Here is a 21578-nt window from a genome sequence, read left to right on the forward strand (position 1 = left end):
TTGCGGCGGGGGCGCCGGCCTCCGCCGGCATTCCCCGGGATGGGGCCGACGCCCGGCCGGGAGGCGGGCGCCGCCCCGGGACGGCCTTCGGCGCCGTCACGGCTCGTTGGTCTTGACGATGCCCTGGGCCACCAGGTCCTGAATCTGCTCCTCCGTATAGCCCAGGCCGGTGAGCAGCTCCCGGGTGCTCTCGCCCAGCTCCGGCGGGAGCTTGCGCAGGGGCAGGGTCTTGCCGTCGTAGCGCAGGGGGTGGGCCAGGACCTTGACGTGGCCGGCGACGGGGTGGTCCATCTCCAGGAAGGGCTGGATGTGGTTCACCTGGGGGTCTTTCAGCATGTCCTCGTACTCGTTGACGGGGGCGTACCAGATGCCCTCCTCCTCAAACAGCGCCGTCCACTCGGCGGTGGTCTTTTGCAGCATCTGCTGGGCGATCATCCGGTCGAAGCGGACCCGGTCGTGGAGCTGGTCGTCCCGGGTGAACTGGTCCACCTCCTCCGGATCGAAAATCTTGTGCAGGTTTTCAAAGGAGGTCAGGCTGACCGTCAGGTAGCCGTCCTTGGTCTTGTAGGAGCCGTAGGGCGGCTCGTGATAGCGGGTGGAGAGGCCGGTGGAGGCCCGCTCGGACAGCTTGCCGCCGTTCAGGTACAGGCCCAGCGGCTCCATCTGGATGTCCAGGGCCGCGTTCAGCAAACTGGCGTCCACCAGGTGGCCCTTTCCGGTGCGGTCCCGGTCCAGCAGGGCGGCCAGCACGCCCAGGGCGGCCAGGGTGGCGCCGTGCTGGTCCACCAGTGTGCAGCCGATGTTGTAGGGCTCCCCGGCGCCGTTCAGGGAGGCCAGGCCGCTGATGCTCTGGGCCAGCAGGTCCTGGCCCGGGCGCTTGAGGTAGGGGCCGTCGGGGCCGTACCCGGAGCAGGAGCAGTAGATGAGCTTGGGGTTGATGGCGCTGAGCGCCTCGTAGGAGTAGCCCAGCTTGTTCATCACGCCCGGCCGGAAGTTCTCCACCACCACGTCGGTGGTCTTGACCAGGTCGTAGATGATCTTTCGGGCCTCCTCCGACTTCAGGTTGATGGAGAGGGAGCCCTGGTTGCGGTTGCCCTGGAGGAAGAACACGCTGACGCCGTTCAGGTAGGCGTCGCAGCCGGACCAGTTGCGCTCATAGGCGCCCTTCAGCGCCTCCACCTTCACCACGTCCGCGCCCAGGTCCGCCAGAATCTGGGCACAGGAGGGGCCCTGGAGATAGTGGGTGAAGCTCAGTACTTTTACGCCTTCAATCATGGTAGTTTCCGTTCCTTTCGTCAAAACCTCAGGTTTTTTCGGATGCGGGGCGATGGGCCCACATCATCAGCGTCTGAATGCCGCTCTGGCAGACGGTGCCGTGCTGGTTGATCAGCTCAAAGTGGAGCTTCAGAACGCCGCGGTCCGGCTTGCTCTTGCTGGGGCGGATGTCCGCCACCGTCACATGGCAGTAGATGGTGTCGTCGAAGAAGATGGGGGCCTCGAATTTCCAGTCCTCGATGCCGAGAAAGGCGATGGAGGAGTCCCGCAGCAGGTCGATCTGAAAGAGCAGGCCGTGGGAGATGGACAGCCCCAGCAGGCCGTGGGTGATGCGCTGGCCGAACTGGCCGCGGGCCATTTTCTCCCGGTCAAAGTGATTGGGATGGAGGTCGCCGGTCATACAGCCGAACACGACCGCATCCGTCCCGGTAAACGTTCTCGCCGGAGTGTTGAACTCCTGGCCGAGCGTGTATTCGTCCAAGTAAATCGACATAGCAGCAATCCTTTCACTCGATGTCGTCTTGGTTCACGCCTGCCGCGGCGCGGCAGGCGTGAATCCGCGTTACGGACTCGTCCGGAGGGCGGTTTTCCATCTCAGACCAACAGATTGGGGAGGAAGAGCACCGTCTGGGGGACGAAGATCATCGCAAGAATGACCAGGATGTAGACCAGATAGAAGAATTTCAGCTCCTTGATGACCTTGATGGTGGGAACGCCGGCCAGTCCGGAGGAGAGCAGCAGCGTCATGCCGTAGGGCGGCGTCAGCAGGCCGAAGCACAGGACCACCGTGACCAGCACGCCCATGTGGATGGGGTTGATGGCGGCGGCGTTGGCCATCTGCTGCACGATGGGCAGGAAGATGATGATGGCGGGGATGGCGTCCATGAAGGTGCCCAGCACGATGTACAAAAAGGTGATGAACAGCAGCGTGGGAATCTGCTTGCCCACGATGGGGCCGGCGGCGTCCATCATCATCTGGGGGATTTGCAGATAGGCCATCATGTAGCCGAAGGCGCCGGCGCCGCCCACGCACAGCAGGGGCTTGGCGCTCTCCACGCAGGACTTCATGAACACGCCTGCCATCTGCTTCCACGTACAGGTGCGGTAGACGAACATGACCAGGATCAGGGAGTAGACCACCGCGATCATGCCGCTTTCGGTGGCGGTAAAGGTGCCGCTCAAAACGCCGAAGATGATGATGAGGGGGACCAGCAGGGCGGTGAAGGCCTTTTTGGTGGCCTCCCAGATCTCGCGCAGCGTTGCGCGCTTTTGAATCGCAACGCACTTATGCCGCTTGGCCCAGACGTAGGTGACGGCCATGATGGTCAGGCCCACCAGCACGCCGGGCACGATGCCGCCCATGAACAGCGCGGCGATGGACACGCTGCCGAAGGCGCCGTAGGTGACCATCATGATGCTGGGGGGAATGATGGGGCCAATGGTGGCGGCGGAGGCGTTGATGGCGGCCGCCATCTCGGGGGAATAGCCCGCCTTGCGCATGGAGGGGATCATGATGCCGCCCAGGGCGGCGGCGTCGGCGGTGGCGGAGCCGGAGATGCCGGCCATGATCATGTTCGCCACCACGTTCACGTGGCCCAGGCCGCCGGTGATGTGGCCCACCAGCTTGCTGGCAAAGCCCACCAGACGGTCCGTGATCTGGCCCAGGTCCATGATGTTGCCCACCAGCAAAAACAGGGGAATGGCCAGCAGAGTGAAGGAGTCCAGCTGGGCGTAAATCTGCTGGCACATGACGATGGGGGTGATGCCGACGGTGAGGCCGGAGACCAGCGCGGAGATGCCCAGGCTCATGGCCACAGGCACGCCGATGAGGCACATGGCAAAAAACGTGCCGAATAACAGTAAAATCGTACCCATGTGTTACGTCTCCTTCCGCTCAATTTCAATTCCGAATACATTTTCAACCATGCCCTCCAGGCAGTACAACAGCATGAAAATGCCGCTCACGGGAAAGGACATGCGATAGACGATCAGGGGAATCCCGGAGGGCAGAGATTTCTTCACAATACCCTGCAGGGCGAACTTATAGCCGAAATACAGCAGGACAATCACAAAGATCACGCTCAAAAGGTAGGAGATGACCGCCAGCGTCCGGCGGACGACGGGGTTGTTAAAGTGGAGAATATCGATTTTGAAATGGGTGCCGCGGCGGAACGCCACCGCCGACCCCAGGAAAATGGACCACATGTACAAAAGCCGGGAGATTTCCTCCATCCACACGATGGGGTTAAAAAAGGTGCGGAACAAAACGTCGGTGAAGACGGTGAGGACAAAGCCTGCGACCGTCGCGCCGCCAAGCGCCATCAGGAGCCGCTCCGTCGCATCGTCGAACTGGATGAGCTTGGTCAGCGCGGGGTGTTGGTTCTGTGCACGCATAGGATACTCCTCTCTCAGAATCAAATTGCCGGGCGGGGAGACAGGAAACCGCCTGCCTCCCTGTCCGGCATCATACCTTCGCGTTCAAAAGAATCAAAAGGGGAACGGGCCGTCAGCGGCCGCGGGAAGATCAGGCGTGGTCGCGGATGAACTCCAGCACCCACTCGCAGCCCAGCTCCTTGGCGTTTTCATCCTGGATGGGCAGGATCTTCTCTTTGAACTCGCTGATGTCGGGCTCCACAACCGTCACGCCGTGGTTTTCCACCATGTCGTCTACCAGGCTGCTCTCAATGTCGTTGGCATACTCCAGGCCGGCCTTGGCGGCGTCCACGGCGGCGGGGATGACCAGCTCGTACAGGTCCTCAGGCAGCTTCTCCTTCACGGAGTCGGACATCCACATCTCGAGGATGGCGTACTGGTGGTTGGTGAGGTTCAGATAGGGCGCCACCTCGTAGTGCTTGGCAGAGTAGTAGGAGGAGATGCTGTTCTCGGCGCCCTCCACCAGGTCGGTCTGCAACGCCGTGTACACCTCGCCGAAGTTGACGGTGGTGGGCTTGGCGCCCAGGGCGCTCCAGACGGTGGACTCGATGGGCGCGGACATGACGCGGATTTTGTGGCCCGCCAGGGCGGCCAGGCTGTCAACGGGGAAGGTGGTGTACAGGTGGCGCGGGGTGGCGGGGAACAGGCTCATCAGCTGGAAGCCGTTGTTGCCGGCGGCCACCAGGTCCCGCCAGTACTGCTGGAACTCCTCGTCGTAGGCCACCGTCTTCAGGTGGTCGATGTCGTTGAACAGGTAGCTGCAGGACATGGCGGCCAGCTCCGGCACATACACGGCGGCGTTGGAGGAGGAGGAAATCTGGAAGTCCAGCGTGCCCATGGAGAGGGACTCCAGCATGGTGGCCTCGCTGCCCAGCTGTGCGGCGGGATAGACCTCCACCGTAATACGGCCGTTGGACCGCTCGTTCAGCAATTCCGCAAACTTCAGGGCCGCCACGTTGAAATAGTTGTCCTCAGGCTGGTCGTGGCCGAACTTGAGGGTGTAGGTCTCCCCGGAATCGGCGGGGGCGCCGCTGTCGGGCGCGGGGGAGGAGGTGCCTCCGGAGGTGCTTCCGCCGGAACTGCCGCCGCCGCAGGCCGAGACAGACAGGACCATGACAATCGTCATGAGGATCGCAAGAGCCTTTTTCATTTTTGTTACTCCTTTACACGCAGCTTGTTTTCAGCGATATTACCATGTCAGATTGAATGGACAGGCGCCAGTTTCGTGGACGGACCCCGGGCAATTGCACCTCTTTTCCTGTCAGATTTCCGGCCGGACCATCGTATCAGACAGATTGCTGATCGACTGGAAGGGTGGTAGTTCGTAATATAGAACTTTGTTCTTAAATGCGAATAACAAAGAAAGGGCCCCGGGTCAGGCGAGCAGGGCAAGCCGGGTGCCCATGTCGGAGGCCGCTTTCTGAAGGGTCTGCACCATGCCGCCGAAGGCGGCGTCGGCGGTGTCGGGCTGCAGCAGATAGACGCAGATAAAGCCGAGGCAGGACTGCGCGATCCCCTGCACGGGGACCACCAGGCTGTACAGCTCGTGCAGATGGTCGCAGGTGAGCATGTCGTAGCCGCGGCTGCGGATGCGCTCCATGTGCGCGCACAGGCGCTTGGCCTGCTCCGGGCGGATCCCGTGCGTGAGCTCGGACTTCCGGTGGGCGCAGACGGAGAGGCAGACCGGCCCGTACAGCCCGGTCCGCACGTCGATGCTCTGCCCAACGGTGGCGTTGGGGTAGGGGGTTCCGGGGTACGGACTGATGCAGAGCAGGGAGTAGGCGTCGTTGCTGAACTGGTAGAACGCGGTGGATTTTTTCAGCTTCGCGGACAGGGCGGCCAGCTCGGGCTGCACGATGGAGTAGGTGTCCGAGCCGGAGATCTCGTTGAACGCCAGCTCATAGATGCCGGGGCCCAGGACCACGGTCAGCTGGCGGGCGTCCGTGATGGTCAACAGGCGCTTCTCCGACAGCGTGTGGATGATGTTGAACGCGGTGCTCTTGGGAATGTCGAGCTGACTGGAGACATCCGATAATGTCGAACCGCATTTTGACTTTGAGACAAAAAACAAAACCTCTGCGGCCCGCGCAACTGAGTTAACCATGAATCGAATCACTCCCCATGTGCATAGACTACTCTATTCGGCTGGGATATGTATGCACGTGTGCATAGGAAGGGGACAATTTCGACAGAAAAAATTGTGGGATCGGTCAACGCGGAGAAAATGCATCCGAAAAAATTGGCGAAATCGACGGCTGCGGTGCGGATGGCCCTGTTGCGGCACCCCGGTGCGCTTGCAGGGGTGGTGCTGGTTTTGGGGGAAAAGACGGGCTGTCCCGGCGCGAAAGCCCTCCCCTCCGGGGCAGCCCGGCTTTGACAGTCGGGTGTTCCCCGGCGGGACGCAGGACACCCCACCCGGCAGGCGCGGTTCCGCGGATGTGGGGGGCTTCCCCGGCGCGCGGGGGACGGCCAGGCGCCGGGGGAGGCGCCGGAATGGCCGTCCGGGTCCGGCACATGGGGGCGCGGCGGGGGCCGCCCGCTCATATTTGCGCGAAAATGCGCCAAGACTATCCCTGTTGTTTCCAATGTGGTATATTGCCTGCAAAACCAGATGAAAACGGGGGGAGAGCGCCGTGTGGAAGTCTTTGATCGGGTCGGGCCTTCGGGCCGGACTGCGGAACTGGCCCACCGTGCTGCTGTTTGAGATCACCTGCAAGATCGCCGGGTATTTCCTGCTTTGGAGCCTCTGGGATTTGTTCCGGGAGACCGCGCTGCAGGCGCTGGGCGTGGCGGTGATCGGCCAGCAGAATATCGGCATGGTCCTCCGCAGCCCCCTCTGCGTACTGCTGCTTCTGGGCGGATTTCTGCTCTTGGCCTACTACCGCTATCTGGAGATTACGGCGCTGGTCCTCTGCTGCGAGGAGGGATGGCAGGGCCGCGCCATTTCCGCCTGGGCCCTGTGGAAGCGCGCCCTTTTGCGGGCGACGGCACTTTTCCGCCCGCGAAACCTGCCGGTGCTGTTGGCGCTGGTGCCGCTGATGGGGCTGTCCGCCCTGCCGCTGAGCGGCGGCTTTGCGGGGCGCATCCCCATCCCCGAATTTCTCCTGGAGCATATCCGGAGCGTGCCGGGGCTGCATGCCGCCTTTCTCGCCGGAATGGCGGCGCTGCACGTGCTGCTGTTTTTCTGCCTCTTCGCTTTCCCCGCCGTCATTCTGGACGGCGACCACTGCCGGGGCGCCCTGCGGGAGAGCCTGCGGCTGCTGCGGGGGAGGGTGCTCAAGACGGCGCTGGCCCTGCTCGCCTGCGTGCTGGCCTTTCTCCTGGCGGCGCTTGTGCTGTGGGCGGGCCTGCTCCTGCTGCTCTGGGGCAGGAGCAAGCTGGCCTTTGCGCCCGACGGCGGCAGGGCGCTGTTTACCTTTTACTATTTGAAGTGGAGCGCCATGGGCGGCGTGCTGCTGGGCATTCTGGGGCCGGTGTCGCTTTTTTCCGCGGTCCTCGCCCTGTACCACCGGGAGCGCGGCGGCGCCAGGCCGGCGCCCGCAGGCGCGAGGCGGTCCGGGCGGGCCCTTCTCTCCGGTGTGCTCTCCGCTGCGGCGGCGCTGGTCCTGCTGGCGGTGTTCAGCGAGACCGAGCTGGGCGGCAATCCCTATGCCGCGCCCCAGGCGGGGATGGTGGTGGTGTCCCACCGGGCGGGGGCCGCCTTCGCGCCGGAGAACACGCTGGCCGCGCTGGAGTGGTCCATCCGGGAGGGGGCCGGCATGGCCGAGATCGACGTGCAGCAGACCCGGGACGGCGTGCTCATCGTTCTTCACGACACCGGCTTCCGGCGGGTGGCCGGGCTGAACCGGAAGGTTTGGGAAACCGATTACGCCACGGTGCGGACGCTGGACGCAGGGTCCCATTTCTCCGCGGAATTCGCGGGGGAGCGGATTCCCACCCTGGACGAGATGCTCTTGGCGGCCAAGGACCGCATCCGGCTGATGATTGAGCTGAAGGCCTCTGGCCGCGAGACCGGACTGGTGGAACAGACGGTGGCGCAGATCCGCGCCGCGGGAATGGAGGAGCAGTGCATCATTGCCTCCATGGACCCCGCCCTGCTGCGGGAGAGCAAGCAGATCGCCCCGGAAATGGACACGGTGCATATCACCCTCCTGGCCGTCTCCCGCCGCTACGATCTGCCCTATGTGGACGGCTACAGCGTGGAGACCGGCTTTTTGACCGCCGAGTTGGTAACCCAGCTTCATTCCGCGGGAAAAAAGGTCTACGCCTGGACCGCCAACTCCGACGGGAGCATTTGGAAGATCATCCGCATGGGCGCCGACGGCCTGGTGACGGACAACCCGCCCCTGGCGGATTTTTTCCTGAACGTGACCGACCGGAACTACTTCCTGCACTCGCTGACCGGGCTGCTCTACCCCGGCGCGCCGTGACGGGCGGCCCAGCACCGCCTATTCCGCTGCCGCTGCCGTCTTTTTAGACTTTTGTAATAATTGCGGCTGGTTTCCTTAACAACTTCCCAGTATGCTAATACTTGCAAGGGACAAAAACTTCTTTTCATCAAATCTTCCCCTCAAGAGCAGGACCGGCCGCATGCTGGTCCTGCTCTTGGGGGCTTTTGGCGCCTCCGTCCGCCCAGGCGCTGAAAAAGGGCCTGTATTTTGTCCGGAGATATGGTACAATGGCCCTGTCAACTTATTACGGGAGGCGATGGTATGGCCGATAGACTGGAGTTCAGCCGCTATGCGGAGGAGCCGGACCTGGACGGCATGGGCCCGGCGGCGCTGCGGGAGGCGCTGGCCGCCGTCCGGGCGCAGATCGAGGCGCTGGACATGGAGGAGCCGGAGGACATGGAGAGCGAGGCCTACGAGGACTGGGGCGACCGCCACGAGGTGCTGGAGGATCTGGCGGAGGAGCTGCGGGACCGGCTGGACGAGCTGGAGGACTGACGGCTGCGGCCCCGGCGGGCCGCAGGTGTGGACGAGGAGGAGGGCGGATGCGTGTCATCATCTCACCGGCCAAGAGGATGCGGGTGGACCTGGACGGCTTTCCCGTCGGCGGCCTGCCCCGGTTTCTGGACCGGACGGAGCGGCTGAAGGCGGCCATGCAGGCGATGGAGCCCCAGGCGCTGCAAAAACTGTGGCGGTGTAACGACACCATCGCCCAGGTGAATGTGGAGCGCCTGCGGGAGATGGACCTGCGCCGCCGCCTGACCCCGGCGGTGCTGTCCTACGAGGGCATCCAGTACCGCTACATGGCGCCGGGGGTGATGGAGGGGGGGCACCTGGCCTACCTCCGGGAGCATCTGCGCATCCTCTCCGGGTTTTACGGGCTGCTGGGCCCCTTTGACGGCGTGACGCCCTACCGCCTGGAGATGCAGGCCCCGCTGTCCGTGGACGGCTGCGGCGACCTGTACGGCTTCTGGGGCGGCGCCCTGGCGGAGCAGCTGGCGGCGGAGACGGACTGCGTGCTGAACCTGGCCTCCCGGGAGTACAGCCGGGCGGTGGAGTCTTGGCTGCCGGAGCACGTCCGCTGGTACACCTGCGTCTTTGGGGAGCTGCGGGCGGGCAGGGTGGTGGAAAAGGGCACCCTGTGCAAGATGGCCCGGGGCCAGATGGTCCGCTGGCTGGCGGAGAACGGCGTTGCCGGGCCGGAGGAGGTCCGCGCCTTCGGAGAGCTGGGCTACCGGTTTTCCCCGGCGCACTCCGGGGCGCGGACGTTCGTGTTCCTCCGGGACGCCGGCGGGGACGAGGCACTCCCGCCGGGCGGCCCGAAACGGTTCGGGACGAGAGATGAGTAGAGATGGAGGAATCCCCCATGGAACAGCAGATCGTTTCCCTGCCCCAAAGCGGCGTCCCCGCCGTGGTGTACGGGGCGCCGTCCCCCCGGGTATGGCTGTATCTCCACGGCAAATGCGGCTGTAAGGAGGAGGCAGAGGCCTTTGCGGAGCGGGCCTGTCCCCAGGGCGCCCAGGTGCTGGCGGTGGACTTGCCGGAGCACGGGGCGCGGCGGGGCGGTCCGGCGGCCTTCGCCCCCTGGGACGTGCTGCCGGAGCTGGAGGCCCTGCTGGCCTACGCCCGGAGCCGCTGGGAGCGGATCGCCCTCCGGGCCACCAGCCTGGGGGCCTGGTTTGCCCTGCTGGCCTTCGGCGGGGCGGAGCTGGAGCGGGCGCTGCTGGTCTCGCCGGTATTGGATATGGAGCGGCTGATCCGGGACATGATGGGCTGGGCGGGCGTGAGCGAATCGGCGCTGGAGGCGGCGGGGGAGCTTCCCACCGCCTTCGGCGAGACGCTGTCCTGGCGCTACCTCCAATATGCCGCCGCCCGCCCGGTGACCCGCTGGGACACCCCCACGGCCATCCTGTACGCCGGCGGGGACCATCTCACCGCCTGGGAGACGGCGGAGGACTTTGCCCGCCGCTTTGCCTGCGAGCTGACGGTGATGGAGGCCGGGGAGCACTGGTTCCATACGCCGGAGCAGCTGGACGTGCTGCGGCGCTGGGAGGAGGCCCACACCGCCTGGGAATGAACCGGGAGGCGGCGGGGGCCGCGGTGCCCCGGCCCGGGCCATTGGCCCCATATCGGCGTGGGGGTCCGGATGCTGCACCGCCGGCACGAACTCTCTTGAAAAGACCGTCACCCGTCCCCACCGGGTGACGGTCTTTTCTTGCACATGGGGCGCCGCCGTGTTAGGATGGGGGAAGATGCAAAAATGATGGGAGCAGGATGCAGACTGTGGGACAGGAGGTGGGACCATGAATCAAATTCTCATCGCGGAGGACGAGGCGCCCATTGCCAACCTGATCCGCCGGGCCCTGGACGGGGCGGACTACCGCTGCACCTGGGCACCCGACGGCGCGGCGGCGGCGGACTGCCTGGAGAAGGGCGGCTTTGATCTGGTGCTGCTGGACATCATGCTGCCCAAGGCGGACGGCTACGAGGTGCTGGAGTACTGCAAGGCGCTGGAGGTTCCGGTGATCTTTCTCACCGCCAAGGCGGCGGTGCAGGACCGGGTGAAGGGGCTGCGCCTGGGGGCGGAGGACTACATCACCAAGCCCTTTGAGCTGATGGAGCTGCTGGCCCGGGTGGAGACGGTGCTCCGCCGCTGCGGAAAGACGGGGCGGGTGCTCTCCCTGCCGCCGGACATCACCATCGACACCGCCAGCCGGGTGGTGCGCCGGGGCGGGGAGGCGGTGGCCCTCACCGCCAAGGAGTATGAGCTGCTGCTGCTGTTCGTCCAGAACAAGAACATCGCCCTCTACCGGGACCGCATCTACGAGCGGGTGTGGGGGGAGGAGTTCCTGGGGGAAAGCCGGACGGTGGACCTCCATATCCAGCGGATGCGCAAGAAGCTGGGGCTGGAGTCCCGGCTGGTGGCGGTGTACAAGGTCGGCTACCGGCTGGAGGTGTAGGCGGTGAAGCTGTTTTGGAAGGTCTTTTGCAGCATGGTCATCGTCACCGCCATGGCCTGCTCCCTGGGGGGCTACGTGCTGATCGACCGGCAGTTCCGCTCCTCTCTGGAGCGGGAGGTGGCCGCCCTCTACGAGGAGAACGATATGCTGCGCTATACCCTGGCCCGGGAGCTGGAACTGCGTTCCGCGGAGGAGCGGGAGGATCTGGCGGCGCTGTTCAGCCGGGTGGAGGTCACCACCGGAAGGGGGACGGTGGCCTTCCGCATCAGCGGCGGTGCGGGGGAGAGCCTGCTCAGCAAGGGGCTGCTGCCCATGGACGCCGCCCCCCTCACCCGGGGACTTGGGGAGGGCCAGCGGGGGTGGAGGCTGGTTCCCCTGGCCGACGGGCGGACGTTTCTCCACGCCGCCAGTCCCCTGGCGCTGGGCGGCGGCACGCTGTATCTGGAAAACGGCCGGGAGGTGAGCGGCCTTTTCACCGCCCGGCAGGAGCAGTATCAGACCTTTTCCCACCTGATGGCGGGCCTCATCGCCCTGGTGGGGGCGCTGTCCCTGGCCGTCACGTCGGTGATGCTGCGGCCCCTTGGGCGGCTCTCCGCCGCCACCAGGCGGATGGCCGCCGGGGCGCTGGACCAGCGGGTACCGGTGCGCAGCGACGACGAGCTGGGGCGGCTGTCGGCGGACTTCAACGCCATGGCCGCCCAGCTGGAGGCCCAGGTCCAGGCGCTGCGGGACGCCGCCCGGCGGCAGGAGGATTTCACGGAGAGCTTTGCCCATGAGATCAAGACGCCCCTGACCTCCATCATCGGCTACGCGGACTTGCTGCGCTCCCGCCCCGCCGCGCCGGAGCAGGTCCGGGAGAGCGCCGGCTATATCTTCCGGGAGGGGCGGCGGATGGAGGCCCTTAGCCGGAAGCTGATGGACCTGATCGTGCTGGAAAAACAGGACTTTGCCCTGCGCCCCGTCCCCATGGACGCCTTTTTGCGGCGGGTGGGGGGCACCCTGCGGCCCTCGCTGGAGGCCGTGGGCATCCGCCTGACGGTCCGGGCTGCCCCGGGGAAGGTCCCGCTGGAGCCGGACCTGATGGAGACGGTGTGCCTGAACCTGCTGGACAACGCCCGCAAGGCCATGGACGGCGGCGGGGTCATTGTGCTGGAGGGACTGGCAGAGGGGCCGGGCTACTGCATCCGGGTGACGGACAGCGGCAAGGGCATTCCCGCCCCGGAGCTCAGCCGCATCACGGAGGCCTTTTACATGGTGGACAAGTCCCGGGCCCGGGCCCAGGGCGGCGCCGGGCTGGGGCTTGCGGTGTGCAGCCGGATTGTGGCGCTCCACGGCGGGGAGCTGGAATTTCAGAGCATTGTGGGCCGGGGGACCCGGGTCTGCGTCCATCTGCGGGGAGGGGAGACGGAATGAAGAAGTGGAACGCGTGGCTGCTGCCGGTGCTGACGCTGCTGGTGGTGTTCTCGTCGGTGCTTCTGCCCCAGCGGCTGTCCCTGCTGGGGGACGAGGCGGCGCTGCATACGGTTCACGCCGAGACGCTGACGGCGGACAACAACCTGCCCGTCCGCCCCCCGTCCCTGGAGGAGCGGATGGCCCTCCTGGCCCGGTGGTATCTGGGGGAGGATCTGTTCGCCGCCTTCCGGAAATCGAAGGAGGAGAGCGCCGATGAGGACGAGGCCCTGGAGCGGCAGGTCCGTGCGGAGCTGGAGGATCTGGTCCAATGCGGCGCGCTCCCGGCGGCGGCCGTGCCGGACACCCTGCCCGTCCTCCGCGTCCAGCGGCTGTACCTCTGTACGGCGGACAGCTTCGCCGGGGCGGAATTCCTTCTGGTGAGCGGCCATGAGGGGAAGCGGTACCTCTCCCTGGTGCTGGATGGGGAGAGCGGTCGGGCGCTGTCCCTGGATTTGTCGATGATGGAGCAGAACTTGACGGAGACGGTCTCGGCGGCACCGGAGGAGTTGGGCGCCGCGTTCTTCCGCCGCCTGGGACTTTCGGGAAGGCTGGAGGGAACCGGCGGGGAGGAGGCGCTGTTCCGCCTGTCGGACGGCGGTGCGGCGTACTGGGTTTTCCAAAGCGGCCTCACAGTGCGCGTGATCCCCTGCGACTGGGCGGAGGAAGGGGACTCGCCGGGCAAGAGCGCGATCTCCGTCACATGATGACACTTTGATACAAAAATGAGGCGTGTTGGATGGGAAGCAGTGGGAGAATGGGAGGCAGAAACATACAAAGGAGCGATGCATATGACCAGTTTTTCTGAACGGATTCTTCCCCTGCCCGATCCGATGCCGCCGGTGGGACGGGCCGTCCCGCCTGCCCGCAGGGCCGCCCGGCGGCGCAGGCGCCGCGTGTCCCTGGCGGTGTCCGCCCTGACGGGGGTCTTTCTCTTCGGCGGCGGTTTCCTGCTGGGCCGGGCCGCCGCGGTCCAGACGGTGGACGGCCTCCCCGGGGAGGACGCGCCGCCGGTGGTGAGCCTCTCCCTCCGGGAACCGGTCCGGATGCCGGAGGAGCCCGTGACCGCCGCCCCGGCAGCCAGCTCCGCCCCGACAACCGGCCCCGCCCCGGCCGGGGAGCCGGAGACGGCGGATGACGGCGCGGACTGGGAGCTGCTGCTGGTCAACGGGGAGCACCCGCTGGCGGAGGACTTCGCCGTTCCGGAGCTGAAGCAGCTGAAAAACGGACATGCCATCGACAGCCGGGCCTACCCCGCCCTCCAGGAGATGATGGACGCCGCCCGGGCGGCGGGCTGTCAGCCGTTGATCTGCTCCTCCTTCCGCACCTGGGACAAGCAGGCGTCGCTGTTTGAGCGGAAGGTCCGCTTTTATCAGAATCAGGGCTATGGCCGGGAGGAGGCGGAGCGCCAGGCCGCCGTCTGGGTGGCCCGGCCCGGCACCAGCGAGCACCAGGCGGGACTGGCGGTGGATATTGTGGACGTCTCCTACCAGCTGCTGGACGAGGGGCAGGAGGAGACTCCGGCGCAGAAATGGTTGATGGCCCACTGCGCGGAGTACGGCTTCATCCTCCGCTACCCCACGGAGAAGAGCGACTTGACCGGCGTGGGCTACGAGCCCTGGCATTACCGCTACGTGGGCCGGGATGCCGCCCGGGAGATCACGGAGCAGGGGCTCTGCCTGGAGGAGTACTTGGCGGGATAACGCGCCGCGAGGACCCGAACTGCCCGGAGAAAGGCATCTGAGACCCCCGGAGGGCGGGAGCGCCGCAGGAAGGCGGGATATTTCCTCAGAGGTCGGGACATCCGTGAAAGGACCTGGCACAGGCATAGCGGGAGCGCTGGCGGCTTCCGGCCGGAGCTCCAGACGCATGACGGCGGCAGTATGTCACACATACTGCCGCCGTCATAATGCTTATATGAATTCGTCTAAGTAGATAAAGAATGCATAGGTGTACTACCTTGCCCATTTTAAAAAGAAGGCGAAAAATGGGTCGGTTATTGTAATGATATCGTTATCTTTTTGCCAATCAATTACTTTGGTTGAAGAAGTATCTGTGTATGAAATCTGCGCAATTTTATCAAGAACGCGTGAGACTTCGTGCTTTTGGGGAGGCTGATCAATCATGATGTTTTTGATGTTTGCGCGCAACGTATCATAGGGCATACTCTCTACCCCGGGTTGAAGTGATTTTAACGCATTCATTACCACACCGTATATATCCGTTGTGGTACCGTCTATGAGCCGCCGAGATATTCTGTCCGTTCTTGCCCGTGGCCCACGTTTTAATTTTTCAAACATGGATCGACCGCTATGTTCGGCGATTTCCGCAAAAATATCGGTAACATCAATGTTTTCGGAAATATATTGAATTTCCTTGCTGCTCTCTTGAATTTCAGAATTTACACACAATGCTTTGCAAAATTCCTGCATTAAAAAAGGACTTCCATATGCAGCATGGGTCAGCTTATCAATGAGAGACTTTTTTACCTGAACATTGAGCACCTTAAAGCCGGTAACCGCGATTTCGGCCAATTCGTCTTCTTCCCAGATTGGCATTTCAATATTTTCAATTCGACCTGTCATTTCGCGTTCCACTTCTATTGCGTCATATTTTCGATTTGGAATAGCAATAAAAATGGCGGGAAGTCCGTGCATGATTGGCGCTTTTAAAGCGCGGACAATGCTCTTTTGAGTAGGTTTCTCAATATAGTGAAAATCATCTACAACAAGTGGGATTAAACTAGTTCTTAATGCGCTGATTGCTACAGTTTTAGCACTTACACTTCTGCCATTCAAATAACCACTTGTTAAACTGGTATCAGATTTGCCGCTTACACGTACCCCGCCTTTTGCGACAAGGACGTTGCCATCCAAAGACAAATTGCTCTCAATTCCAGAACTATTGCTGTCGCTCTCCGTACGCTCAAACGAAGTAAATAAATCGAGCTTATCAACAATTAACTCCCAAAAACTATTTTCGTCAGTGATCATACCACCGTCAATCCAGATGGCTGATTCTTGCGGAAATATTTTGTCTACAAGGACGGTTTTTCCCGACTTGGTAGGCCCGGTAATCACCATGAGTTTGGTTAAATTATCTTTTGCCATGCATACACGATTTTCGAGTCCATATTCTTCTCGCGCCACATACGTTATTTTAGGAAAACCACCGGGAACAAACACATGAGAAGCACTGATTTTTTGATTTTTCATCATAGTTCCTCTTGATACAATGTTATCCGACATAGTTATGTTATCACATCACAAGGAAGAAAACAATCTGTCTGCCAATTTTTCCTAAACTTATGAAAGAGACGCTTCACCGACGCAATACCAGGGCAGGCCATCGCTTTGTTGTGCAATGCAATTTTGTACCAATAAACAATAAATCCGAACCCGTCCTAATTTGGAACAGGTTCGGATTTATCAAAATTTGGTGGAGATATGCGGGATCGAACCGCAGACCTCTTGACTGCCAGTCAAGCGCTCTCCCAGCTGAGCTATACCCCCGAGCTGTTCGGCATCGCGCCGGAACAGTTGATAGTATAACAGGGAATGGCGCTGCTGTCAACAGGGAAATTCTGATTTTTCGGGAATTTTGGAGAAATCGGGACCATTCGGGGAGAAAGGGCCTGCGGTGGGGCGTCAGTCGTCGAAATACTTGGCGATGTGCCTGCCCACGGTGCACAGCTCGCCGCTTTCGTTCAGCAGCTCCACCTTTGCAACGGTCTTCATGGCCTCCTCGTCTTTGCTCTCGATGGTATAGCGCACCGTGATGGTGTCGCCGAGGAAGACCGGTTTGATGAAGCGGATGCGGTCGTACCCGGCGGAGACGGCCCGCATGCTCTGGGCGCCCAGCGCCACGGAGGAGGCGGCGGACATGAAGCCGATGCCCAGCGCCCCGTGCATGATCCGCTGGCCGTAGACGGACTGCTTCATATACTGCTCGTTGACGTGGTTGGGGTGAAAGTCCCCGGTGATGCCGGCAAAGAGGTACACGTCGCTCTCGCTGACCGTCTTGCTATACGTAAAGGAGTCGCCGATGTTCAACTGTAGTTTGCTCATAGAGAGCCTCCATTTTCCATTTGTATTTCCCCTGAGAGGGGGACCGCGGCGGAGGTCAGAAAAACCGGCCGCCGTCTCCGACCCACAGATCGGCGTTGTCGCCCATCGCCGCCTTCAGGGCCTCCGACGCCCCCTCGATCTCATCCATCAGACCGCCGGGGACCTCCCGCTCGTAGGCGGCGATGTTCTGCTGCATCTGCTGCGGGGAGCGGGCGCCCACCAGAATGCTTTTGACGCACTGGCGACGTTTGAGGAAGTTCATGGCGATTTCCGCGGGGGTGAAGCCGTTTTTTTCGCAAAGAGATGCCAAAATATCGAGAAAGGCGAAGATTTCCCGCTCAAAGCCCGGGTCGCTGTGGCGGCCCTGTCCCCACGCGCTGCTGTAAAAGCGGGTCTCCCGGCGGCTGAGGGGGACGTCCTCCACGCGGCGGAACTTCCCGGTCAAAAGCCCCTGGGCCAGCGGGGAGTAAGCCCACACGGAAATCCCCATGCGCTCGGTGGCGGGGATGATCCGCTTTTCCGCCACCCGCCAGAGCAGGGAGTAGGGGAGCTGGTTCATGGCCACGTCATAGGACGTCTTCAGAGACTGCACGCAGGTCTCCCCGGCGTTGCAGATGCCGCTGGCCCGGATTTTCCCCGCCTGCTTCAGCGTCTCGAAGGCGTCGTAGGTCTCCTCCAGCGGGATGTCGGGGCTGGGCCAGTGGACCTGGTAGAGGTCGATATAGTCCGTTTGCAGGCGGCGCAGGCTGGCCTCACAGTGGGCGATGACGTCCTGGCGGCGCAGCGCGTCCGTGTAGACCTTGGTGGCCAGCACGGCGTCGGACCGGCGGCCCTTCAGTGCCTCGCCCACCACCTCCTCGGACTTCCCGTCGCCGTACCGCTCCGCGGTGTCCACGAGATTGACGCCGTGCTCCAGCGCGTAGTGGACGGTGCGGACGGCGGCCTGGTCGTCGCTGCCGCCCCAGAGCTTGCCGCCTGCGAAGGCCCAGGTGCCCAGGGACAAGCCGGAGACCAGAAGGCCGCTCTTTCCAAGGGTGCTCCTCTCCATGGCCGCTCCCGTCAGCCGCCGCAGGGCGCCGCCGGCCGGTGGGCGTGCATCATCAAAACCTTTACGCCGGTCTGGCAGACGGCGCCGTTTTGGTTGAGGAGCTGGAAGGCCAGCTTCAACACGCCCCGGTCGGGCTTGCTCTTGCTGGGGCGGATTTCCGTCACGGTGACGTTGCAGTGAATGGTGTCCCCGAAGAAGACGGGGGCTTTGAACTGCCAGTCCTCCACGCCCAAAAAGGCGATGCAGGAATCCCGCAGGAGGTCCAACTGGAACAGCAGCCCGTGGGCCATGGACAGTCCCAGAAGGCCGTGGACCAGGCGCTGGCCGAACTCGCCTTGCTCCATGCGCACCTTGTTGAAGTGGTTGGGGTGGAGGTCTCCGGTCAGGCAGCCGAACATCACCACGTCGGCCTCCGTAATGGTGCGGGCCGGGGTGACAAACTCTTGGCCCAGGGTGTACTCATCCAAATAAATTGACATAATCGGTCTCCCTCTGTTTCAAATGAAGAGACTGGCGGCCATGGGCCTGCAGTCCGGGTCTACGGTGATTTCAAACGGGATGTGGGACAGGATGTCCCGTTCCAGGTCCAGGCCCTCGGCGTATTCCGTCAGGTGCAGCCCGTCGTCCAATGCGCGGAAGACGGCGCGCTCGGTGATGAAGAGGATGGACTGGCCCTTGTTGCGGGCGTTCTGGCCGTTCAGTGTGATCTGCTCCACCTCCGGGACCAGCTTGAAGAACTTGCCTTCCCGGCGGATGTGCAGGCGCCCGCCGGAGACCTCCACCTCCGCGCCGCCGGAGGAGAAGGTGCCGCAGAACACCAGTTGCTTGGTCCTGTGGGCGATGTCGATGAAGCCGCCGCAGCCGGGGACTACGCCGTTGAAGCTGCTGACGTTGACGTTTCCGAAGCGGTCCATCTGGGCGCAGCCCAGGAAGGACAGGTCCAGCAGCCCGCCCCGGAAGGCCTGGAAGACCTGGGTGGGGTCCAGCAGGGCGGTGGGGTTGATGTTGGTGCCGAAGTTGGCCCGGTCCCCGGGCACGCCGCCCAGGGAGCCGTGCTCTGTGAAGAAGGTGATGCCGTCCAGGGCGTGCTCCTCCACCAGAATCCGGGGCAGGAAGCCGGGGATGCCCACGCCCAGGTTTACCGTCTTGGGCGGCTGCCCGATCTCCATGGCCGCCCGGCGGAGCAGGACCTTGCGGATGTCCAGGGGCAGGTTTTCCAGCTGGCCCAGGGGCATCCGGTTCTCACCGGAGAGGGCGTAGTTCAGCGCCCCGCCGGAGGGGGGCACGTCCTCCTCCAAAACCACCGCGTCCACCAGAATGCCGGGGACCACGATCCGCTTGGGGGGGATGGAGTCGTTGGCGACGATGCGGCTCACCTGGGCGATGACCTTGCCGCCGCAGGCCTTGGCCGCGGCCGCCATGGAGTAAATGCCCAGGCTGACCGGCTCCTGCTCCAGCGCCAGGTTGCCGTTTTCATCGGAGGTGTGGGCGCGGATGATGGCCACGTTGACCTGGGGGTTTCGGTAGCAGAGCATGGGGTGGCCGCCCAGCTCCGTCAGCTCCACAATGTCCTCCGTGGTGCGGCTGTTGAACTTGCCGCCGCCGTGCCGTGGATCGACGAAGGTGCCCAGGCCCACGTCCGTCAGGGTGTAGGGCTCGCCGCAGGAGATGTTCTGGAGCATGCGGTAGATGGTCCCCATGGGGGCCACATACGCCTCCAGCTGATTCTCCCGGACCAGGCGGCTGGTGCGGGAGGTCTTCAGATAGCTGAAGCCGCTGCCGATGGCGCGGGCCAGAAAGCCCTCGTGGGCAAAGTGCTCCAGCCCGCAGTTCTCCCCCATCCCGTAGATCACCGGGTGGATGTCCGTCAGCGCCCGGGGGTGCCCCGTGGCGACAAAGCGGTCCTCCAGGGCGGAGAGAATGCGGTCGGGCAGCAGCAGATTTTCACAGCCGCACACCACGACGGTGTCCCGGTCCTGTACCAGCTCCGCAGCCTGGACCCGGTTCATGAGTTTGCTCATTTTTTGACCTCCTGTTGGCTTAGTGCATGATGTTGAGGCCCCACATGACGAGGGACGGGGCGAAGATACAGATGGCAAGGCCGATCAGCTGGACGCCGATGAAGGGCAGGGAGGACTGGTAGATGGTCTTGAGCTGGGTGCTCTCCGGCGCGGCGCTCTTCATGTAGAACAGGGAGAAGCCGAAGGGCGGCGTCAGGTAGCCGCACTGGAGCGCCACCATGAAGCAGATGGCAAACCACATGGGGTCGATGCCGTAGCTGACGATCAGCGGGGTGAAGATGGGAGCGCAGATGACGATGATGGCGATGGTGTCGATGAACATGCCCAGGAAGAACACGATGGCAAGCAGGGCCAGAACCAGCCCGTAGTTGCCGCCGGGGATCATGGAGGCCACCTCCGCGACGAACTTGTTGCCGCCGATGGCCACGAACACGGAGCCGAAATAGGAGGCGGCCAGAGTGATGAAGCCCACCATGGCGATATTTTTCAGGGTGCCGGTGCTGGCGTTGAGCAGGTGCTGGAAGGTGAACCGGCGGTTGAGCAGGGCGATGACCACGGCGCCGACGCAGCCCACGCCCGCGGCCTCCGTGGGGGTGGCCAGGCCGGCGTAGATGGCGCCCAGCACCACGACGATCAGCACACAGGGCCAGAAGACCTTTTTCAGGCCCAGCAGCGTGTCCTTCAGGCCCTTGCGGTCCTCCTCCGGCATCACCGGGCAGAGGTCCTTGTTCATCGCGCAGCGAATGGCGATGTACACACAGTACAGCAGGGCCAGCACAATGCCGGCGCTCATGCCCCCGGCGAACAGGCCGCCCACGGAGACGCCGGTCATGGTGCCGTAGACGATCATGTTGGTGCTGGGGGGAATCAGCTGGCCCAGCGTGCCGCCGGAGAGCACGGCGCCCATGGACACCTTTTCGTCGTATTTGTATTTCAGCATCTGGGGCAGGGCGATGGTGGTGAGGGCGATGACGGTGCCGGCCACCACGCCGGTCATGGCGCCCATCAGGGCGCCCACCGCGATGGTGCACATGGCCAGGCCGCCCCGGACCTTGGCGGTGAGGCTGTAGAAGGCCTCGTACAGGTCCTCCACAATGCCTGCCTCAAACAGCATCAGCGACATGAACGTGAACAGGGGCGTGGCCAGCAGGTTCCAGTTGTTCATGGTGGCGATGGTGGAGGTGATGATGGCGTAGATACTGCCGGGGCCCCAGAGGACGAAGGCCGTCCCGATGGCCACCAGAGACAGGGCGTAGACGATGGGGAGGCCGATCACCAGCAGGACGATCAGCAGGCCGAACATGATGAGAGGCATATAGGCTTCCATTTACTGCGACCCTCCCTTTTTCTTGGATGGTTCCCCGCGGTGTTCGCGCAGGTAGCGGATGGAGTCCTGCATCTTCTCCAGGTAGACGATGAAGGAGCGGACCAGGAGCAAGAAGGAGCCCACGGGGATGCACAGCCGGATGGGCCAGAGGTAGGGCGCCCACAGGCTGTCGGAGCGCTGGCCGATGGAGAGGGTATTGAGGAAGGCGGAGCCGCCCCGGACGATCAGCACCACGCAGAACAGCCCGCAGGCGAAGATGGCCAGGGTGTCGGCCAGCATCTTGACGATGCCCCGGTACTTCACGTAGAACAGATCCATGGCCACGTGGGCGTGGCAGGCCTCGCCGTAGGCGCCGCCGATCATGAAGTAGGCGCCGAAGATCATGCAGCACAGCTCCTGGGACCAGATGGTGGGCCGGTTGAGAGTATAGCGCATGACCAGCGCCTCAAAGGCCGGGAGGATGAACAGAATGACGATGACCAGCGCCCAGTATTTGCCGAAGGTATCAAGCCCGTGCTTGATGCGGTCCAAAATTTTCAAAGGGATTCCT

The 21578-nt window shown here is 63.4% G+C and carries 21 protein-coding genes, 1 tRNA gene and 1 pseudogene; 8 read left to right on the forward strand and 15 right to left on the reverse strand.

What is annotated here, in order from left to right; all coding sequences use genetic code 11:
* Positions 1-96 precede the first annotated feature (96 nt).
* The 7 genes and pseudogenes from QZS21_RS02760 to QZS21_RS11645 form a co-directional block, all read right to left on the reverse strand.
* Entirely contained in the window at positions 97-1275 is a 1179-nt protein-coding gene (locus QZS21_RS02760; RefSeq protein WP_295579966.1) for a CaiB/BaiF CoA-transferase family protein, read from the reverse strand.
* Positions 1276-1303: 28 nt separating this feature from the next.
* Entirely contained in the window at positions 1304-1768 is a 465-nt protein-coding gene (locus tag QZS21_RS02765) for a MaoC/PaaZ C-terminal domain-containing protein (protein WP_295579973.1), read from the reverse strand.
* A 101-nt stretch (positions 1769-1869) separates the two neighbouring features.
* A complete protein-coding gene (locus QZS21_RS02770) occupies positions 1870-3150 on the reverse strand; it encodes a TRAP transporter large permease (RefSeq protein ID WP_295579976.1) in 1281 nt (426 codons plus the stop codon).
* Between the two features lie 3 nt (positions 3151-3153).
* The gene (locus tag QZS21_RS02775) at positions 3154-3669 is read right to left on the reverse strand and encodes a TRAP transporter small permease (protein WP_295579978.1); all 516 of its coding nucleotides are present in this window, start codon (positions 3667-3669) and stop codon (positions 3154-3156) included.
* Between the two features lie 130 nt (positions 3670-3799).
* Complete coding sequence (locus QZS21_RS02780; RefSeq protein WP_295579981.1) at positions 3800-4858, reverse strand: TRAP transporter substrate-binding protein; 1059 nt, start codon at positions 4856-4858, stop codon at positions 3800-3802.
* 225 nt (positions 4859-5083) lie between these two features.
* On the reverse strand, positions 5084-5662 hold the full coding sequence (locus QZS21_RS02785) for a hypothetical protein (RefSeq protein ID WP_295579984.1): 579 nt from the start codon (positions 5660-5662) through the stop codon (positions 5084-5086).
* Between the two features lie 9 nt (positions 5663-5671).
* A pseudogene (locus tag QZS21_RS11645) lies at positions 5672-5812 on the reverse strand (helix-turn-helix domain-containing protein); the annotation flags it as partial.
* A 529-nt stretch (positions 5813-6341) separates the two neighbouring features.
* Between QZS21_RS11645 and QZS21_RS02790 the strand changes: the two are divergent.
* The 8 genes from QZS21_RS02790 to QZS21_RS02825 all read left to right on the forward strand — a co-directional run bounded on the left by QZS21_RS02790 (position 6342) and on the right by QZS21_RS02825 (position 14268).
* Positions 6342-8138, forward strand: a complete 1797-nt coding sequence (locus QZS21_RS02790) for a glycerophosphodiester phosphodiesterase family protein (RefSeq protein WP_295579986.1) — start codon at positions 6342-6344, stop codon at positions 8136-8138.
* Between the two features lie 282 nt (positions 8139-8420).
* Positions 8421-8654 carry a hypothetical protein gene (locus QZS21_RS02795; RefSeq protein WP_295579990.1) on the forward strand — a complete coding sequence of 78 codons (234 nt, stop codon included), beginning with the start codon at positions 8421-8423 and terminating at the stop codon, positions 8652-8654.
* 47 nt (positions 8655-8701) lie between these two features.
* Positions 8702-9505: a peroxide stress protein YaaA gene (yaaA, locus tag QZS21_RS02800; protein WP_295579996.1), complete on the forward strand. Its 804-nt coding sequence runs from the start codon at positions 8702-8704 to the stop codon at positions 9503-9505.
* 17 nt (positions 9506-9522) lie between these two features.
* Entirely contained in the window at positions 9523-10233 is a 711-nt protein-coding gene (locus QZS21_RS02805; RefSeq protein WP_295579999.1) for a carboxylesterase, read from the forward strand.
* Between the two features lie 226 nt (positions 10234-10459).
* Entirely contained in the window at positions 10460-11116 is a 657-nt protein-coding gene (locus QZS21_RS02810; protein ID WP_295580001.1) for a response regulator transcription factor, read from the forward strand.
* Between the two features lie 3 nt (positions 11117-11119).
* Positions 11120-12529 (forward strand): HAMP domain-containing sensor histidine kinase, encoded by a 1410-nt coding sequence (locus tag QZS21_RS02815; RefSeq protein ID WP_295580004.1) that lies wholly within the window; start codon positions 11120-11122, stop codon positions 12527-12529.
* Entirely contained in the window at positions 12526-13272 is a 747-nt protein-coding gene (locus QZS21_RS02820) for a hypothetical protein (RefSeq protein ID WP_295580006.1), read from the forward strand. Before QZS21_RS02815 ends, QZS21_RS02820 begins: the two co-directional genes overlap by 4 nt.
* 84 nt (positions 13273-13356) lie before the next feature.
* A complete protein-coding gene (locus QZS21_RS02825; protein WP_295580008.1) occupies positions 13357-14268 on the forward strand; it encodes a M15 family metallopeptidase in 912 nt (303 codons plus the stop codon).
* A 252-nt stretch (positions 14269-14520) separates the two neighbouring features.
* Here the strand turns inward: QZS21_RS02825 and QZS21_RS02830 are convergent, their stop codons facing one another.
* From QZS21_RS02830 to QZS21_RS02865, 8 genes are all read right to left on the reverse strand, one after another.
* Positions 14521-15780: a hypothetical protein gene (locus QZS21_RS02830; protein WP_295580010.1), complete on the reverse strand. Its 1260-nt coding sequence runs from the start codon at positions 15778-15780 to the stop codon at positions 14521-14523.
* A 221-nt stretch (positions 15781-16001) separates the two neighbouring features.
* Positions 16002-16077 (reverse strand) — tRNA-Ala (locus QZS21_RS02835).
* 135 nt (positions 16078-16212) lie between these two features.
* Positions 16213-16632: a MaoC family dehydratase gene (locus QZS21_RS02840; RefSeq protein WP_295580016.1), complete on the reverse strand. Its 420-nt coding sequence runs from the start codon at positions 16630-16632 to the stop codon at positions 16213-16215.
* Positions 16633-16687: 55 nt separating this feature from the next.
* Positions 16688-17680: an aldo/keto reductase gene (locus QZS21_RS02845; protein WP_295580022.1), complete on the reverse strand. Its 993-nt coding sequence runs from the start codon at positions 17678-17680 to the stop codon at positions 16688-16690.
* An 11-nt stretch (positions 17681-17691) separates the two neighbouring features.
* Positions 17692-18159, reverse strand: coding sequence for a MaoC/PaaZ C-terminal domain-containing protein (locus QZS21_RS02850; RefSeq protein WP_295580026.1), 468 nt, complete (start codon positions 18157-18159; stop codon positions 17692-17694).
* Positions 18160-18177: 18 nt separating this feature from the next.
* A complete protein-coding gene (locus QZS21_RS02855) occupies positions 18178-19701 on the reverse strand; it encodes a CoA-transferase (protein ID WP_295580031.1) in 1524 nt (507 codons plus the stop codon).
* Positions 19702-19720: 19 nt separating this feature from the next.
* Entirely contained in the window at positions 19721-21028 is a 1308-nt protein-coding gene (locus QZS21_RS02860; protein WP_295580032.1) for a TRAP transporter large permease subunit, read from the reverse strand.
* Entirely contained in the window at positions 21029-21568 is a 540-nt protein-coding gene (locus QZS21_RS02865) for a TRAP transporter small permease subunit (protein ID WP_295580033.1), read from the reverse strand.
* Positions 21569-21578: the final 10 nt, after the last annotated feature.

The organism is uncultured Oscillibacter sp., from assembly GCF_900544955.1.
Classification (GTDB): Bacteria; Bacillota; Clostridia; order Oscillospirales; family Oscillospiraceae; genus Oscillibacter.